The 15,547-nt window shown below is 72.2% G+C and carries 13 protein-coding genes; 8 read left to right on the top strand and 5 right to left on the bottom strand.

Translation table 11 applies throughout. The features are described from left to right. The first annotated feature begins 79 nt into the window (after positions 1-79). Positions 80-2,299 carry an AAA family ATPase gene (locus FXF50_RS26555; protein ID WP_187399835.1) on the top strand — a complete coding sequence of 740 codons (2,220 nt, stop codon included), beginning with the start codon at positions 80-82 and terminating at the stop codon, positions 2,297-2,299. Positions 2,300-2,426: 127 nt separating this feature from the next. Here FXF50_RS26555 and FXF50_RS26550 read toward each other — a convergent pair whose 3' ends face one another. Further along, entirely contained in the window at positions 2,427-2,849 is a 423-nt protein-coding gene (locus tag FXF50_RS26550; protein ID WP_148431669.1) for a hypothetical protein, read from the bottom strand. Positions 2,850-3,140: 291 nt separating this feature from the next. On the opposite strand from FXF50_RS26550, the gene FXF50_RS26545 reads away from it, so the two are divergent. Beyond that, positions 3,141-3,521, top strand: coding sequence for a hypothetical protein (locus FXF50_RS26545; RefSeq protein WP_148431668.1), 381 nt, complete (start codon positions 3,141-3,143; stop codon positions 3,519-3,521). Between the two features lie 63 nt (positions 3,522-3,584). On the opposite strand, the gene FXF50_RS26540 is transcribed toward FXF50_RS26545, so the two are convergent. The 3 genes from FXF50_RS26540 to FXF50_RS26530 form a co-directional block, all read right to left on the bottom strand. Beyond that, complete coding sequence (locus FXF50_RS26540; protein WP_148431667.1) at positions 3,585-4,535, bottom strand: sporulation protein; 951 nt, start codon at positions 4,533-4,535, stop codon at positions 3,585-3,587. Positions 4,536-4,630: 95 nt separating this feature from the next. Beyond that, positions 4,631-5,407: a DeoR/GlpR family DNA-binding transcription regulator gene (locus FXF50_RS26535; RefSeq protein ID WP_148431666.1), complete on the bottom strand. Its 777-nt coding sequence runs from the start codon at positions 5,405-5,407 to the stop codon at positions 4,631-4,633. Positions 5,408-5,445: 38 nt separating this feature from the next. Beyond that, positions 5,446-7,455, bottom strand: a complete 2,010-nt coding sequence (locus FXF50_RS26530) for a beta-galactosidase (protein ID WP_148431665.1) — start codon at positions 7,453-7,455, stop codon at positions 5,446-5,448. 279 nt (positions 7,456-7,734) lie between these two features. On the opposite strand from FXF50_RS26530, the gene FXF50_RS26525 reads away from it, so the two are divergent. From FXF50_RS26525 to FXF50_RS26500, 6 genes are all read left to right on the top strand, one after another. Then, positions 7,735-9,057 (top strand): ABC transporter substrate-binding protein, encoded by a 1,323-nt coding sequence (locus tag FXF50_RS26525; protein ID WP_148431664.1) that lies wholly within the window; start codon positions 7,735-7,737, stop codon positions 9,055-9,057. A 21-nt stretch (positions 9,058-9,078) separates the two neighbouring features. Next, a complete protein-coding gene (locus FXF50_RS26520) occupies positions 9,079-10,035 on the top strand; it encodes a carbohydrate ABC transporter permease (protein ID WP_148431663.1) in 957 nt (318 codons plus the stop codon). Beyond that, positions 10,032-10,943, top strand: coding sequence for a carbohydrate ABC transporter permease (locus tag FXF50_RS26515; RefSeq protein WP_148431662.1), 912 nt, complete (start codon positions 10,032-10,034; stop codon positions 10,941-10,943). The genes FXF50_RS26520 and FXF50_RS26515 overlap by 4 nt, the downstream gene beginning before the upstream one ends. Beyond that, on the top strand, positions 10,940-13,135 hold the full coding sequence (locus FXF50_RS26510; protein WP_148431661.1) for an alpha-galactosidase: 2,196 nt from the start codon (positions 10,940-10,942) through the stop codon (positions 13,133-13,135). Before FXF50_RS26515 ends, FXF50_RS26510 begins: the two co-directional genes overlap by 4 nt. Positions 13,136-13,300: 165 nt before the next feature. Then, the gene (locus tag FXF50_RS26505; protein WP_255510207.1) at positions 13,301-13,693 is read left to right on the top strand and encodes a YciI family protein; all 393 of its coding nucleotides are present in this window, start codon (positions 13,301-13,303) and stop codon (positions 13,691-13,693) included. A 3-nt stretch (positions 13,694-13,696) separates the two neighbouring features. Next, positions 13,697-15,046 carry an RNA polymerase sigma factor gene (locus FXF50_RS26500; protein ID WP_148431659.1) on the top strand — a complete coding sequence of 450 codons (1,350 nt, stop codon included), beginning with the start codon at positions 13,697-13,699 and terminating at the stop codon, positions 15,044-15,046. Positions 15,047-15,077: 31 nt separating this feature from the next. On the opposite strand, the gene FXF50_RS26495 is transcribed toward FXF50_RS26500, so the two are convergent. Then, complete coding sequence (locus FXF50_RS26495; protein ID WP_148431658.1) at positions 15,078-15,377, bottom strand: MerR family transcriptional regulator; 300 nt, start codon at positions 15,375-15,377, stop codon at positions 15,078-15,080. Positions 15,378-15,547: the final 170 nt, after the last annotated feature.

The raw sequence follows: 15,547 nt of genomic DNA, 5'->3' as shown, positions 1-15,547 counted from the left end.
CGGCTTGTCAACGCACTCCGACGTGTCGGGTGAGCTGCACCAGGACGACGAGATCGGTCACGAGCAGAAGTACGTCTCGATGCTCTACGACCGGCTGGACGGCATGCGGGACCAGGCGGCCCGGCGGCTCACCGAGGAGCTGCGCACCACCGGCGGCACGCAGCAGGCCCGGTCGCAACGCGACTCCGCCGTGCAGATGTACGCCGACCAGGTCGAGCAGTACTCCGCCGTGGAGACCGGCCTCTGCTTCGGCCGCCTCGACGGCGACGACGACTCGTGCCGCTACGTCGGCCGGATCGGCATCTTCGACACCTCCGGCGACTACGACCCGCTGCTGATCGACTGGCGTGCCCCGGCCGCCCGCGCCTTCTACCTGGCCACCGCCGCCAACCCGCAGGGCGTACGCCGGCGCCGGCACCTGCGTACCCGGGAGCGGAAGGTCACCGGGCTCAACGACGAGGTGCTGGACATCGCCGCCGCCTCCCCCACCGCCCACGAGGAGGTGACCGGCGAGGCGTCGCTGCTCGCCGCGCTGAACGCCGGGCGTACCGGGCGGATGCGCGACATCGTCGAGACCATCCAGGCCGAGCAGGACCGGATCATCCGGGCCGACCTGCCGGGCGTCATGGTGGTGCAGGGCGGGCCCGGCACCGGCAAGACCGCCGTGGCGCTGCACCGCGCCGCGTACCTGCTCTACACGCACCGGCAGCAGCTCTCCACCCGGGGCGTGCTGCTGGTCGGCCCGAACGCCACCTTCCTGCGCTACATCTCCCAGGTGCTGCCGGCGCTGGCCGAGACCGGCGTGCTGCTGCGTACCCAGGCCGACCTCTTCCCCGGCGTGCACGCCGCACGCACCGAGCCGGCGGCGACCGCGGCGCTGAAGGGGCGCGTGGTGCTGGCCGAGGTGCTGGCGAACGCCGTCCGGGACCGGCAGTGGGTGCCGGAGGAGCCGCTGGAGATCGAACTGCCGCAGCGGGAGATCCTCACGCTCGACCCGGAGACCGTGCGCCAGGCGCGGGATCGGGTCCGGCGCACCGAGCGTCCGCACAACCTGGCCCGGGCGCTGTTCGACATCGAGATCGTGCACGCGCTCGCCGAGCAGGTGGCCGAGCGGATCGGCGCCGACCCGCTCGGCGGGGAGAACCTCCTCTCCGAGGCCGACCGGGCCGAGATCCGCCGGGAGCTGCGCGACGAGCCGGAGATCCGGTCCGCGCTGGACGAGCTGTGGCCGGTGCTCACCCCGCAGCGGCTGCTCGCCGACCTGTACGCCTCACCGGAGCGGATCGCCGCCGCCGCGCCGATGCTCACCGACGGCGAGCGGGCCGCGCTGCACCGGGAGCCGGGCGGCTGGACGCCGGCCGACGTGCCGCTGCTCGACGAGGCGGCCGAGCTGCTCGGCGAGGACGAGCGCGCCGCCGCGGCCCGCCGCGAGCGGATCCGGGCGCTGGAACGGGAGTACGCCGAGGGCGTGCTGGAGATCTGGCGCGGTTCCCGCTCGATCGACGTGGAGGACGAGGCGGACGGCGGCGAGATCCTCGGCGTCACCGACCTCATCGACGCCGACCGGCTCTCCGAGCGGCAGGAGGAGGCCGACCGGCTCACCACGGCGCAGCGTGCCGCCGCCGACCGCACCTGGGCCTTCGGGCACGTGATCGTCGACGAGGCGCAGGAGCTGTCGCCGATGGCCTGGCGCCTGCTGATGCGCCGCTGCCCGAGCCGCTCGATGACCATCGTGGGGGACGTGGCGCAGACCGGGGCGCTCGCCGGCACACCGTCCTGGCAGGAGGCCCTGGCGCCGTACGTGGCGGACCGGTGGCGGCTGGAGGAGTTGACGGTCAGCTACCGCACCCCGGCCGAGATCATGGCGGTCGCCGCCGAGGTGCTCGCCGAGATCGACCCGGCGCTGCGCCCACCCCGCTCCGTACGCGCCAGCGGCGTGCCGCCGTGGGACCGGTCCGTCGCGGCGGACCGGCTCGCCGCCGAACTGGTCGAGGCGACCGCCCGGGAGGCGGCCGGGCTGGCCGACGGCCGGCTCGGGGTGATCGTGCCGGCGGGCCGGGTGGCCGAGTTGGGCGCGGCGGTCGTCGCCGCGCTGCCCGAGGCGACCGTCGGCGAGCAGCCGGAGCTGGCGAACCGGGTGGTGGTGCTCACCACCGAGCAGGCCAAGGGCCTGGAGTTCGACTCGGTGCTGGTGGTGGACCCGGACCGGATCGTCGCCGAGTCCCCGCGCGGTCACAGCGACCTCTACGTGGCCCTCACCCGCGCCACCCAGCGCCTGGGCATCCTCCGCACCCCCTGACCCACCCCCGACCCACTCGGGTGATCATGAAGTTGGCGGCGTTGTGGATCTCTGTTCCCGCCGCCAACTTCATGATCGACGCACCAAGGAGGGGGCGGCCGTGGCCGCCCCCTCTGGTGGGTCCGGGTCAGCCCGGGTTGGCCTTGTCGTTGGTGAAGTTGCCGACCTGGCTGCCGCTCGACGAGGCGTCGCTGGTCGGGCCGCCGGCCGGGGTGCTCAGGCCGCCGGTGGTGGCGTCGCCCGTGGTGGTCGGGGCCACCTTGCCCGGGTGCCGCTCCGGCTGGCGGGCCAGGCGGCGGGCGCTCGCCGGGCCGGCGGTGCCGCCGGTCGTGGTCACCGCGCCCTGACCCCGGGTGGGCCCGCCGTCGCGCAACACGTTCGGGTCGACCGGGGCGTGCGCCGGATCGTCCGGATCCTCCTCCTGGATCACCCGCAGCACGTCGGTCTGCGGCACGGTGACCTCGTCGAGCGCGCCCTCGCCGTAGACACCGCCGGCGACCCGCTCCTCGGCCCGCCGGGCGGCGTCCTGCCGCATGTCGTCCTCACGCACGTCAACCACCTCGCAGATCTCTCGGGATCCTCGTTGCGTGCCCGGCCACCGCCGGCTGAAACCGGCCGGCGCCCGTTCCGTGCCCAGATGTCAGGTTCGGTGACCGGTTGCCGCAGGCCGGTCGGCGACCGCGCGCGTGCTCCTATTCGGCCGGGGACCGGTGTTACCTCGCGGGGGCCCCGGGTAGACGGAGGGTGCCCCCGCCACAGAGCGCGAACCGCGCCGTGGCCGACCTGCGGCAGCGGGGCGGGAGGTGTGCAGAGAACGACTCATCAATCCTGAGGAGGACAGATGAGCACGCAGGCTGCATCCACCAGGCCGATGAACCGGCCGGCGCAGGACATGTCCAACCGGGCCGCGATGCAGGAGACGCCGACCCGCCCGATGCCGATGATGCACGACGGGCACCGGGAGCAGGCCATCCCCGCGCCCGGCACCGAGACCAAGCCGTCGCTCCGGACGACCGAGTTCTGGGTGTACGTCGCGTCCGTCGCGGCCGTGCTGGTGGCGTCCTTCCTGGTCGGGAAGAACTCGGTCGGGGTGGACATCTTCCGCGCCCCGCAGGCCTGGTTCTTCATCACGCTGCTGACCATCGGTTACCTGGGTAGCCGCGGTCTGGCCAAGGCCGGAAGCAACTTCCGCAGCGGTGAGGAGCGCAAGGCCCGACACTGACCGGAGCCACACCTGAGACGACGATGCCCCCGGGGATCACCCCGGGGGCATCGTCGTGTGCCGTCACTCCCCGCCGAAGTCGCCGCCGAAGTCGCCCTCGAAGGCGTCCTCGATGAGCTCACCGGCGACCAGGCCGCCCGCCACGCCGAGCGCGGCGCCCGCCACCATGCCGCCCATGCCGGAGCCCCGGTGGCCGTGGTGCCCGTGCGGGGCGCCGAAGCCGTGCGCGCGGAGGTTGCCGTACCGCGAGGTGGTCTCCCGCAGCCAGCCGTCGACCACCTGGACCCAGTCGGTCCGGCCGGCGTCGCTGTGCGGGACGGCGTACCGGCCGAAGGCGTCGTGCCCGGCGCTGAGGAAGCCGCCGCGCTTGTCGCACTCGAGGATCACCTCGACGCCCTGCTGGCTGGTGACGAAGGTCAGCTCGACCTCGTTGATGGTCCCGGCGTACTGGGGCGCCGCGAAGAACTCGATCTCCTGGTAGAAGGGCAGCGTCTGCTGCACGCCCCGGATGTGACCGCGCTCGAGGTCGGCGTGCTTGAAGCGGAAGCCGAGCGCCTGGAACGCGTCGAGGATCCGCTCGTGGATCGGCAGCGGGTGCACGGCGACCTGGTCCAGGTCGGACTTGTCCACGGCCCGGGCCACCGCCAGCTCGGTCCGCAGGCCCATGGTCATGCCGTGCAGGCGCTGGCCGTAGACGTCGGTGACCGGGGTCTCCCACGGGACGGGGAGCTGGAACGGGATGGACAGCTGCTGCTTCGGGGCGAGCTGGAGCGGGCCGCTCACGGTCATCCGGTGGAACTCCATGACACCGGCGTACTCGGTGTCGCCGCCCTCGATCTCGACCCGGGTGACCAGGCCGACGGTGATCTGCTCGATGCTCGCCGGGGCGTCGCCGCCGACCAGGTTGACGTGCCCGTCCAGGGTCAGGCCCGGCCGGGTGTTCGGGTTGGTCAGCACCGTGTCGACGCTCGGGCCGCCCACGCCGAACGCGCTCAGCATCTTCTTGAAGACCATCGCCACTCCGCTCCCACCGTCGGCGCGCTCCACCGTGGAGCGGGCCAAAGGCACCCTAACCTGGGCGGCTGTGAAGTGGCTGAAAGCGGCGGTGGTCAGTCGACGTCGACCACGATCAGCTCGCCCACCTGCTCGCCGATCTGCCGGCGCCCGTCCGGCGGCAGCCCGGCGTCGGTGATGAGCAGGTCGGCCTCCTCCAGCGGGGCGATGGTGGCGATGCCGATGGTCTCCCACTTGGTGTGGTCGGCGAGCACGACGAGTCGCCGGGCCGCGCCGATGAGCCGCCGGTTGACCGCCGCCTCCAGCAGGTTCGGGGTGGTGAACCCGGTGCGCGGGCTCATCCCGTGCACGCCCAGGAAGAGCAGGTCGACGTTGAGCGCGGCGATGGCCGCCTCGGCCACCGGCCCGGTCAGCGCGTCCGAGGGCGTACGGATGCCGCCGGTCAGCACGACCGTCTGGTCGGCGCGCGGGTTCTGGTAGAGGGCGTCGGCGACCGGGATCGAGTTGGTGACCACGGTCAGCCCCCGGACGTCGGCCAGCCGGGCGGCCAGCGCGGCGGTGGTGGTGCCGGCGGAGAGCGCGATGGCCATGCCCGGCTCGACCAGGCCGGCGGCCCGCTCGACGATGGCCCGCTTCTCGGCCTGCTGCCGGATCGACTTGGCCGCGAAGCCCGGCTCCTCGGCCGAGCCGGGACCGGCCAGCGTCGCTCCCCCGTGGACCTTGTCGACCAGGCCCCGCTCGGCGAGCACCTCCAGATCCCGCCGGATCGTCATGTCCGACACCCCGAAGCGGCTGACCAGGTGGCTGACCCGGACGCCGCCGCGCTGGCGGATCAGCTCCAGGATGGCGCTCTGCCGTTGCTGAGCGAGCATGAGTCCTCCTTCGCGCGCAAGCGGCACGGTACGTGTGGTCAGGCGGCCTCGGGACGGCCCGGGGGTTCCTCGCGGACCACCGCCACCTCCCCCGCGCCGACCACCAGCTCGCCGTCGCACCGGCCGCCGCCGAGCAGTTCGGCGCCGGTGACCGCCAGCCGGGCCTCGGCGTCGGTGTGGTTGATGACGAACAGCCAGCTGCGGTCGGCGGACCGGCGGCGGACCACCTCCACCCCCTCCGGCGCGGTCACGGCCGGCCGGACGCCGGCCTCGGCGAGCAGCCGGGCGACCAGCCCGTCGGTGGCCGGCTGGTCGAGCCGGGTGCCGAGGTACCAGGCCGCGCCCGCGCCGACCGCGTGCCGGGTCAGCGCGGGCACACCGGGCAGCGGCCCGTCGGCGTACGACGCGAGGACCTCGGCGCCCTCGGCGTGCAGCCACTCGGTCCACACGTCGGCGGTCGTACCGTCGTCGAGGCGGACCGACTCGCCGGCCCGGAGCGGGAAGAACTCCTCGGTGCGTACGCCCAGCAGGTCGCGGAACGCGCCCGGGTAGCCGCCGAGCCGGATGTGGTCGTGCTCGTCGACGATGCCGCTGAAGTACGTGACCAGCGCCGTCCCGCCCGCCTCGACGTACCGGCGCAGCGCGTCGGCGTCGGCGTCGCGGACCAGGTAGAGGGTGGGCGCCAGGACCAGCCGGTAGCGGGACAGCTCGGCCGACGGGTGCACCACGTCGGCCGTGACCCCGGCCCGCCAGAGCGCGCCGTGCAGCGCGGCGAGCCGGTCGGTGTAGGTGACGTCGACGCTGGGGTGCGAGTCGAGTTCGGCGCCCCACCACGCCTCGTAGTCGAAGAGGATCGCCACGTCGGCGTCGACCCGGCTGCCGCGGACCTCGGCCAGGGCCTCCAGGTCGGCGCCGAGCCGGCAGACCTCACGGAACACCTTGGTCTCCGGGCCGGCGTGCGGCACCAGCGCGGAGTGGAACTTCTCCGCGCCGGCTCGGGAGGCCCGCCACTGGAAGAACAGCACCCCGTCGGCGCCGCGCGCCACGTGCGCCAGGCTGTTGCGGCGCAGCTGCCCGGGGGTCTTGGCGACGTTGCGCGGCTGCCAGTTCACGGCGCTGGTGGAGTGCTCCATGAGCAGCCAGGGCTCGCCGCCGGCGACGCCCCGGGTGTGGTCGGCGGCGAGCGCCAGGTTGACCTGCGGCTGCGGGTCGGCGGCCGTCAGGTAGTGGTCGTTGGCGACCACGTCCACGTCGGCGGCCCACGAGTGGTAGTCGAGGTACTTGATGCCGGTGCCGATCATGAAGTTCGTGGTGACCGGCTGGGCGGTGAGCCGGGTCAGCAGCTCCCGTTCGGCGCGCAGCTGGGCGCGCTGCTCGTCCGAGGAGAAGCGCAGGAAATCCAGCTGCTGGGTGGGGTTGGCGAAGGTCGGCGCGGTCCGCGGCGGGTTGACCTCGGCCCAGTCGTGGTAGCGCTGGCTCCAGAACGCGGTGCCCCAGGCGGCGTTGAGCACGTCCAGGTCGCCGTAGCGCTCGCGCAGCCAGCGCCGGAACGCGTCGGCGCTGACGTCGCAGTAGCAGTGGACATTGTGGCAGCCCAGCTCGTTGGAGACGTGCCACATGACGACGGCCGGGTGATCGGCGTACCGGCCGGCGACGGCCTCGACCAGGGCGCGCGAGCGCTCGCGGAAGACCGGTGAGCTGGGGCAGTACGCCTGCCGCCCGCCGGGCCAGAGGATCGTGCCGTCGGCGCGGCGCGGCAGCGTCTCCGGGTGCCGATGGGCCAGCCAGGGCGGCGGGCTGGCGGTGGCGGTCGCCAGGTCGACGCTGATCCCGCCGTTGTGCAGCAGGTCGAGCGACCGGTCCAGCCAGCCGAACTCGAAGCGGCCGGGAGCGGGTTCCAGCAGGGCCCAGGAGAAGATCCCGACCGACACCAGGTTGACCCCGGCGCGGCGCATCAGCTCGACGTCCTCGGCCCAGGTCTCCTCGGGCCACTGCTCCGGGTTGTAGTCCGCGCCGTACCAGATCCGCTCGCCGTGCCAGTTCCGCATGAGAGCAGAGGGTGCCCCCGAACGACACCCAAGTCAACACTTTCCAACATCGACAGAAATTCCAACGTTTACCGTCTCTTCCCCGTGTCACAACTGGGTTATCGCTGTCCTTCCGCCCTCTTGACAGCACCGAACCAAGGGGTAGCTTCAACCGCCACCGGCTGTTTGTGTTCGGAGTTGTGGATTCACGGTGGATCTACGCCGGCCGGCACGAACACCTATCCCCGCCACTCATCACGGCCCTTGGGCGCAGCGCACCTCTTCCACGCAGGAGGCACAATGTCCCGTCCCCGCTCGCAAGCCGAGTACCTCGCCCGACTCGTACCCCCGTCCGTCGCCGGCCTGAACCGCCGCTCGCTGCTGGCCGGCGCGGGCGCGCTGCTCGGCACGGGACTGCTCGCCGGCTGCGGATCCGACTCCGACTCCGGCGGCGCGGACGCCAAGACCGTGTCGCTCGGGTCGAACCAGTCGGACCCGAAGCCGAAGGACGTCATCGCCAAGGTGATGGACGGCTACAAGACGTCGTCCGGGGTCACCGTCAACATCAACACGGTCGACCACAACACGTTCCAGGAGAACATCAACAACTACCTGCAGGGCAAGCCGGACGACGTGTTCATGTGGTTCGCCGGCTACCGGATGCGGTTCTTCGCCGCCAAGGGCCTGGCCGGCGACGTCAGCGACGTCTGGGGCAAGCTCTCCGGCTACTCCGACGCGTTCAAGAAGGCGTCCACCGGCGACGACGGCAAGCAGTACTTCGTGCCGTCGTCGTACTACCCGTGGGCCGTCTTCTACCGCAAGTCGGTGTGGCAGCAGCGCGGCTACCAGGTGCCCAAGACCCTGGACGACCTGAACACCCTCGGCGCGCAGATGAAGAAGGACGGCCTGAACCCGATCGCCTTCGGCGACAAGGACGGCTGGCCGGCGATGGGCACCTTCGACATCCTCAACCTGCGGATCAACGGCTACCAGTTCCACGTCGACCTCATGGCCGGCAAGGAGGCCTGGACCTCCGACAAGGTCAAGAAGGTCTTCGACACCTGGGCCGGGCTGCTGCCGCTGCACCAGCCGGACTCGCTGGGCCGCACCTGGCAGGAGGCCGCGCAGTCGCTGCAGCAGAAGAAGAGCGGCATGTACCTGCTCGGCCTGTTCGTCGCCCAGCAGTTCAACAACGACGAGCAGGACGACCTCGACTTCTTCACCTTCCCCGAGGTCGACTCGACCATCGGCGCGAAGGCCCTGGACGCGCCGATCGACGGCTACATGATGGCGCGCAAGCCGAAGTCCGAGGGCGCCGCCAAGAAGCTGCTCGAGTACGTGGGCTCCAAGGACGCCGCCAACATCACCGTCAAGAACGACCCGAGCACCCTGGTCGCCAACACCGGCGCCGACACCAGCGGTTACACCGCGCTCCAGAAGAAGGCCGCCGAACTGGTCGGCTCGGCCACCGAGATCGCCCAGTTCCTCGACCGGGACACCCGCCCGGACTTCGCCTCGACGGTGATGATCCCGGCGATCCAGCAGTTCATCAAGAACCCGAAGGACATCAGCGGGCTGCTCACGAGCATCGAGAACCAGAAGAAGTCGATCTTCACCAGCTGACGGCGGAAGGGGGAGGACACCATGTCCGACCTGCCCCTGATCCAAGCGGATCGCGCCGTGCCGCCGCCGGCCGCGACCACCACCAAGCGTGGTCGCGGCCGCCGGCTACGGCTCCTGTCCCGCACCGACCGCGTGGTGATCACGCTGATGGTGCTGGTACCCCTGCTGCTCGTCGTCGGCCTGGTCTGGCTGCCGGCGGCGGCGACCGTGCTGCTCTCCGGCACCAACTGGGACGGCATCGGCCCCCTGGGCGAGATCGACTGGGTCGGTCTGAAGAACTACGACGACGTGGTGAACATCTACCCGCCGTTCGTGCCGGCGGTGCAGAACAACCTGCTCTGGCTGGCCGCCCTCTTCGTGGTGGCCACCCCGTTCGGGATGTTCCTCGCCGTGCTGCTCGACAAGGAGCTGCGCGGCAGCCGGTTCTACCAGACCGCGCTCTACCTGCCCGTCGTGCTCTCGCTCGCGCTGATCGGCTTCGTCTGGCAGCTCATCTACAGCCGCGACCAGGGCCTGCTCAACGCCCTGCTCGGCACCCAGACCGACTGGTACGGCGACCCGAACGTGAACATCTGGGCGGTGCTCTTCGCCGCCGGCTGGCGGCACGTCGGCTACATCATGCTGCTCTACCTGGCCGGCCTGAAGGGCGTCGACCCGTCGCTGCGCGAGGCCGCCGCCGTGGACGGCTCCTCGGAGACCAGCACCTTCTTCCGGGTGGTCTTCCCGGTGATGCGACCCATCAACATCATCGTGCTGGTGGTGACGGTGATCGAGTCGCTGCGCGCGTTCGACCTGGTCTGGGTCATCAACAAGGGCCGCAACGGCCTGGAGCTGCTCTCCGCGCTGGTGACCCAGAACGTGGTGGGCGAGGCGAGCCGGATCGGCTTCGGCTCGGCGCTGGCGACCATCATGCTGGTCGTCTCCCTGGTCTTCATCACCCTCTACCTGTTCACCGTGATGCGGGAGGACCGGCGATGAGCAGCGCGACCCTGACCCGTACGCCGGACACCGCGGCGCCGTCCACCCGCCGCCGGCCGCTGCGGCCGGCCCGGGTGGTCCTGCACGTCTTCCTGGCCGCCGTGGCGGTCGGGTGGCTCTTCCCGATCCTCTGGGCGGTGCTCACCTCACTGCGCTCGTACGAGTACACGGCCACCCACGGCTACGTCTCGTTCGGCGGCTGGACGCTCGACAACTACGTGACCGCGTGGCGGACCGCCGAGTTCGGCAAGCACTTCCTCAACTCGGTGTACATCACCGTGCCGGCGGTGCTGCTGACCCTCTTCCTCGCCTCCTGCGTGGCGTTCGTGATCGCCCGGTTCAGCTGGAAGCTCAACATCGCGCTGCTCGGCCTCTTCACCGCGGCGAACCTGCTGCCGCAGCAGGCCCTGCTCATCCCGCTGTTCCGGATGTTCACCGAGGTCCCGCTGCCGGCGTGGATGAGCGACTCGGAGCTGCTCTACGACAGCTACTGGGGCCTGATCCTGGTCAACGTGGCCTTCCAGTCCGGCTTCTGCGTCTTCGTGCTGAGCAACTACATGAAGGCCCTGCCGCACGAGCTGTACGAGGCGGCGATGGTCGACGGGGCGAGCGTCTGGCGGCAGTACTGGCAGGTCACCATGCCGCTGTGCCGGCCGGCCCTGGCCGCGCTGGCGACGCTGGAGGTGACCTGGATCTACAACGAGTTCTTCTGGGCCACCGTGCTCATGCGCACCGGCGACAAGTTCCCGGTGACCAGCTCGCTGAACAACCTGCGCGGCGAGTTCTTCACCGACAACAACCTCGTCTCGGCCGGCTCGGTGCTGGTCGCCATCCCCACCCTGGTCATCTTCTTCCTGTTGCAGAAGCAGTTCGTCCGGGGCCTCACCCTGGGAGCCAGCAAGGGATGACCATCGTCCACCTGCGCCGCGCGCGGACCAGCCTGGTGCTCGACGCGCGCGGCCCCGGCCTGCCCCGGGTCGTGCACTGGGGCGCCGACCTCGGCCCGCTGCCCGCCGGCGACCTGCCCGCGCTCGTCGACGCCACCGTCCCGCCCGTGGTGCCGAGCAGCTTCGACGCGCCGACCGTGCTGTCGCTGCTGCCCGAGACGAGCGCCGGCTGGAGCGGCCGGCCCGGCCTGGCCGGGCACCGGGACGGCCGGGACTGGTCGACCGCCTTCCGCCTCGACACGATCGACGTGGACGACCCGCGTGGCGGCCGCGGGGAGGCTGTCCGCGTATCCGAGGAGGAGCGGGACCACGGCGGGGCCGGGGCCGCGCGGGTGACCGTGCGGGCCGCGGACCCGGGTGCCGGGCTGTCCCTGACCGTCGAGATCACCCTGAGCGCCGCGGGGCTGCTGACCGTGCGGCACCGGCTGCGCAACGACGGCGACCGGCCCTACGAGGTACGCGAGCTGACGCCGGTGCTGCCGGTGCCGGGGGTCGCCACCGAACTGCTCGACCTGACCGGACGCTGGTGCCGGGAGCGCGCGCCGCAGCGGCACCCGTGGCCGATGGGCGCCTGGGTCCGCGAGGGGCGGCACGGCCGGACCGGGCACGACGCCACCCTGCTGCTGGTCGCCGGCACCCCCGGATTCGGCTTCGGACACGGCGAGACGTGGGCTGTGCACACGGCGTGGAGCGGCGACCACGTCACGGTGGCCGAGCGCCGGCCGACCGGCGAGGCCACCCTCGGCGGCGGTGAGCTGCTCGCCCCCGGCGAGATGATGCTGGGACCGGGCGAGGAGTACGCCACTCCCCTGCTCCACGCGGTGCACTCCGCCGACGGGCTGGACGGGCTCAGCGACGTGCTGCACACCCACCTGCGGGCCCGCCCCGAGCACCCGCGCGGCCCGCGCCCGGTGACGCTGAACGTCTGGGAGGCGGTCTACTTCGACCACGACCTGGACCGGCTCAAGGGTCTCGCCGACCGGGCCGCCGAGGTGGGCGTGGAACGCTTCGTGCTGGACGACGGCTGGTTCCGCGGCCGGCGGCACGACCGGGCCGGGCTCGGCGACTGGTGGGTGGACGACGACGTGTGGCCGGACGGGCTGCAACCGCTCATCGACCACGTCCGCAAGCACGGCATGCAGTTCGGCCTGTGGGTCGAGCCGGAGATGGTCAACCCGGACTCGGACCTGTTCCGGGCCCACCCGGACTGGGTGCTCCAGGCGCCCGGCCGGCTGCCGCCCGAGTGGCGGCACCAGCAGGTGCTCGACCTGGCCCACCCCGACGCGTACGCCCACCTGCTCGACCGGCTCGACGCGGTGCTGCGCGAGCACGACGGGATCGCGTACCTCAAGTGGGACCACAACCGGGACCTCACCGAGGCGGGGCACGCCGGGCGGCCGGGGGTGCACGCGCAGACCGTGGCGGTCTACCGGCTCCTCGACGAGCTGCGCGCCCGGCATCCCGGCCTGGAGATCGAGAGCTGCTCGTCCGGCGGGGCCCGGGTCGACCTGGAGATCCTGCGGCGGACCGACCGGGTCTGGGCCAGCGACTGCAACGACGCCCTGGAACGGCTCTCCATCCAACGCTGGACCGGCCTGCTGCTCCCGCCGGAGCTGATCGGCACCCACATCGGACCGGAGCGCTCGCACACCACCCACCGGGTGCACGACCTCGGCTTCCGGGCGGTCACCGCGCTCTTCGGCCACCACGGCATCGAGTGGGACATCAGCGGGATCAGCGCGACCGAGCGGATCGAACTCGCCGCGTGGGTGGCGCTGCACAAGCGGCTCCGGCCGCTGCTGCACGGCGGGCGGGTGGTCCGGGTCGACCACCCGGACCCGGCCGTGCAGGCCCACGGCGTGGTCGCCCACGACCGCTCCCACGCGGTGTACGCGGTCTCCCGGCTGGCCACCTCGGCGGCGCAGGTGCCGGGCGCGGTCCGGCTGCCGGGGCTGGACCCGTCCCGGCGGTACCTGGTCCGCCCGCCCGCCGGGGTGCCCGAGCCGGCGCTGCTGGAACTCGCCCCGCCGGCGTGGCTGGCCGCGGACGGCGGGGTGACCCTGAGCGGGTCGGTGCTCGGCGTCATCGGGGTGCAGGTGCCCGCGCTGCACCCCGAGCAGGCGCTGCTGCTGGAGGTCACCGCGGTCGACTGAGCGTGCTTCGGGTGCGTCTGTGGTCGCTGGAGCGACAACAGACGCACCCGGAACCCGGAAGAATTTCTTCCCGGCGGATGTCGAGAAGCGGGGTGGCAGCTCCTACCGGAGGGTGGAAGCACCGACAATCGGTGCTCGGGCGTGAAGGAGCCAACCGTGAAGTACATGCTGCTGATGCAGTTCAGCGCCGCCGGGACCGACTTCCCCTCGATCGACACCTGGACGCCGGAGGAGATCCGAGCCCACATCGGCTTCATGCGGGAGGTCAACGAGAAGCTGGCCGCGGACGGCGAGTTCGTGCAGGGCGAGGGCCTGGGCGGGCCGCAGCAGGCGCGGATCGTCCGGGCCGGCGAGAACGGCGCGCCGGTGGTCACCGAGGGGCCGTTCGCGGAGACCAAGGAGTTCCTGGCCGGCTGGTGGATCGTCGACTGCGAGACGCCGCAGCGAGCCGTGGAGATCGCCGCGCACATCTCCACCGCGCCCGGACCGGGCGGACGACCGCTGAACATGCCCATCGAGGTGCACCCCGTCATGTCGGCGCCGCCGCAGGAGCTGTGACCCCTGGGCGTACCGGACCACACCGTCGAGGACCTGCTGCGCGAGCTGGCGCCGCAGGTCCTCGGCGTGCTCGCCCGCCGGTTCGGCGACTTCGCCACCGCCGAGGACGCCGTGCAGGAGGCGCTGCTCGCGGCGGCCACGCAGTGGCCCGTCGAGGGGCTGCCGGAGCATCCGCGCGGCTGGCTCGTGCAGGTCGCGTACCGCCGGATGATCGAGCTGGTCCGGGCCGAGGCGGCCCGCCGGAACCGGGAGGACCGGGCCGCCCGGCGCGGCGGCGACGACCGGCGGACCGCGCCGGCCGCCGACGAGCCGCTGACCGCCGAGCGGGACGACACCCTGGTGCTGCTGTTCCTCTGCTGCCACCCCACGCTCTCGACGGCGTCGGCCATCGCGCTGACCCTGCGCGCGGTCGGCGGGCTCAGCACCGCTGAGATCGCCCGCGCCTTCCTGGTCCCCGAGGCCACTATGGCGCAGCGGATCAGCCGGGCCAAGCAGCGCATCAAATCCTCCGGCCTGCCGTTCCGGATGCCGGCGGAGGAGGACCGGCAGGCCCGGCTGGCCGCCGTGCTGCACGTGCTCTACCTGATCTTCACGGAGGGGCACACCGCGAGCCTCGGCGACGACCTGCGCCGGGTCGACCTCTCCGAGGAGGCGATCCGGCTGACCCGGGCCATGCACGCGCTGCTGCCCGGCGACAGCGAGGTGGCCGGGCTGCTCGCCCTGATGCTGCTCACCGAGGCGCGGGCCGCCGCCCGCACCGGCCCGTCCGGCGAGCTGATCTCCCTGGCCGAGCAGGACCGCTCCCGGTGGGACGCCGCCGCTATCGCCGAGGGGACGGCGCTGGTCACCCGGGCCATGGCTCGGGGGCCGGTCGGGCCCTACCAGGTCCAGGCCGCCATCGCCGCCCTGCACGACGAGGCGCCGGCCGCCGAGCGGACCGACTGGGCGCAGATCCTCGCCCTCTACGAGGTGCTGGAGCGGCTGGCGGAGAGCCCGGTGGTCTCGCTCAACCGGGCGGTGGCAACCGCCATGGTGCACGGCCCGGCCGCCGGACTGGACGCCCTCGCCGCGCTGTCCGCCGACTCCCGGCTCACCGACCACCACCGCCTCGACGCGGCCCGGGCCCACCTGCACGAGATGGCCGGCGACCGGGACGCCGCGGTGGCGCACTACCGGGCCGCCGCCGCCAGGACCGCCAGCCGCCCCGAGCACGAGTATCTGCTGATGCGTGCGGCCCGCCTGGCCACCAGCCATCCATCCGACGGCGAGCAGTCAGGCCCACTCCCGGACTCAACGTCACACCGGCGGGAACCGGGTACGACAAACGGTCCCTCTGCTGGAGAAGGACCGTGAGGCGATGAGATCAGGCAGCGTCCGCTTGCTGTCAGCGCTGGTTGTCCTGGTTGTGCCGAAGGGCTTCTTCGAGCTGGTCTTCGAGAATGATGATCCGGCAGGCGGCTTCGAGGGCGGTGCCCTGGTCGACCATCTCCCGGGCCCGCGCGGCGAGGCGGAGTTGGTAACGGGAGTATCGGCGATGGCCGCCGGCTGACCGGGACGGGGTGATCAACTTCGCTTCGTCGAGGCGCCGCAGAAAGTCCGGCGAGGCACCGGTGATCTCCGCGGCGCGGCCCATCGTGTAGGCGGGGTAGTCGTCGTCACCGAACATGTCATCGGGTTGGGCCATACACGTACCTCTCCATGACGAGGGCCCCGGCGCCTTTCAGCGCCGGGGCCCGGGGTTACGGGTCAAAACACCATCTACCGGCAAATTCGTCGGGTTGTCGTATCCGCACCTGCCGCCGTCGGCGGCCTGGGGTGCGAGGATCGCATAAGCGTGACCGGAGACCACCTCTC

The organism is Micromonospora sp. AP08, assembly GCF_008085935.1.
Classification (GTDB): Bacteria; Actinomycetota; Actinomycetes; order Mycobacteriales; family Micromonosporaceae; genus Micromonospora; species Micromonospora chersina.
Note: the sequence above shows the minus strand (reverse complement) of the source record. Positions and strands in the feature narration are given on the sequence as shown.

Excerpts from the sequence above, each read along its gene's own strand:
- FXF50_RS26540 (WP_148431667.1), bottom strand. The coding sequence starts at position 4,535 with ATGGTCTTCAAGAAGATGCTGAGCGCGTTCGGCGTGGGCGGCCCGAGC.
- FXF50_RS26545 (WP_148431668.1), top strand. The coding sequence starts at position 3,141 with ATGAGCACGCAGGCTGCATCCACCAGGCCGATGAACCGGCCGGCGCAG.
- FXF50_RS26505 (WP_255510207.1), top strand. The coding sequence starts at position 13,301 with ATGCTGCTGATGCAGTTCAGCGCCGCCGGGACCGACTTCCCCTCGATC.
- FXF50_RS26510 (WP_148431661.1), top strand. The coding sequence starts at position 10,940 with ATGACCATCGTCCACCTGCGCCGCGCGCGGACCAGCCTGGTGCTCGAC.
- FXF50_RS26535 (WP_148431666.1), bottom strand. The coding sequence starts at position 5,407 with ATGCTCGCTCAGCAACGGCAGAGCGCCATCCTGGAGCTGATCCGCCAG.
- FXF50_RS26525 (WP_148431664.1), top strand. The coding sequence starts at position 7,735 with ATGTCCCGTCCCCGCTCGCAAGCCGAGTACCTCGCCCGACTCGTACCC.
- FXF50_RS26515 (WP_148431662.1), top strand. The coding sequence starts at position 10,032 with ATGAGCAGCGCGACCCTGACCCGTACGCCGGACACCGCGGCGCCGTCC.
- FXF50_RS26495 (WP_148431658.1), bottom strand. The coding sequence starts at position 15,377 with ATGGCCCAACCCGATGACATGTTCGGTGACGACGACTACCCCGCCTAC.
- FXF50_RS26555 (WP_187399835.1), top strand. The coding sequence starts at position 80 with ATGCTCTACGACCGGCTGGACGGCATGCGGGACCAGGCGGCCCGGCGG.
- FXF50_RS26530 (WP_148431665.1), bottom strand. The coding sequence starts at position 7,455 with ATGCGGAACTGGCACGGCGAGCGGATCTGGTACGGCGCGGACTACAAC.
- FXF50_RS26520 (WP_148431663.1), top strand. The coding sequence starts at position 9,079 with ATGTCCGACCTGCCCCTGATCCAAGCGGATCGCGCCGTGCCGCCGCCG.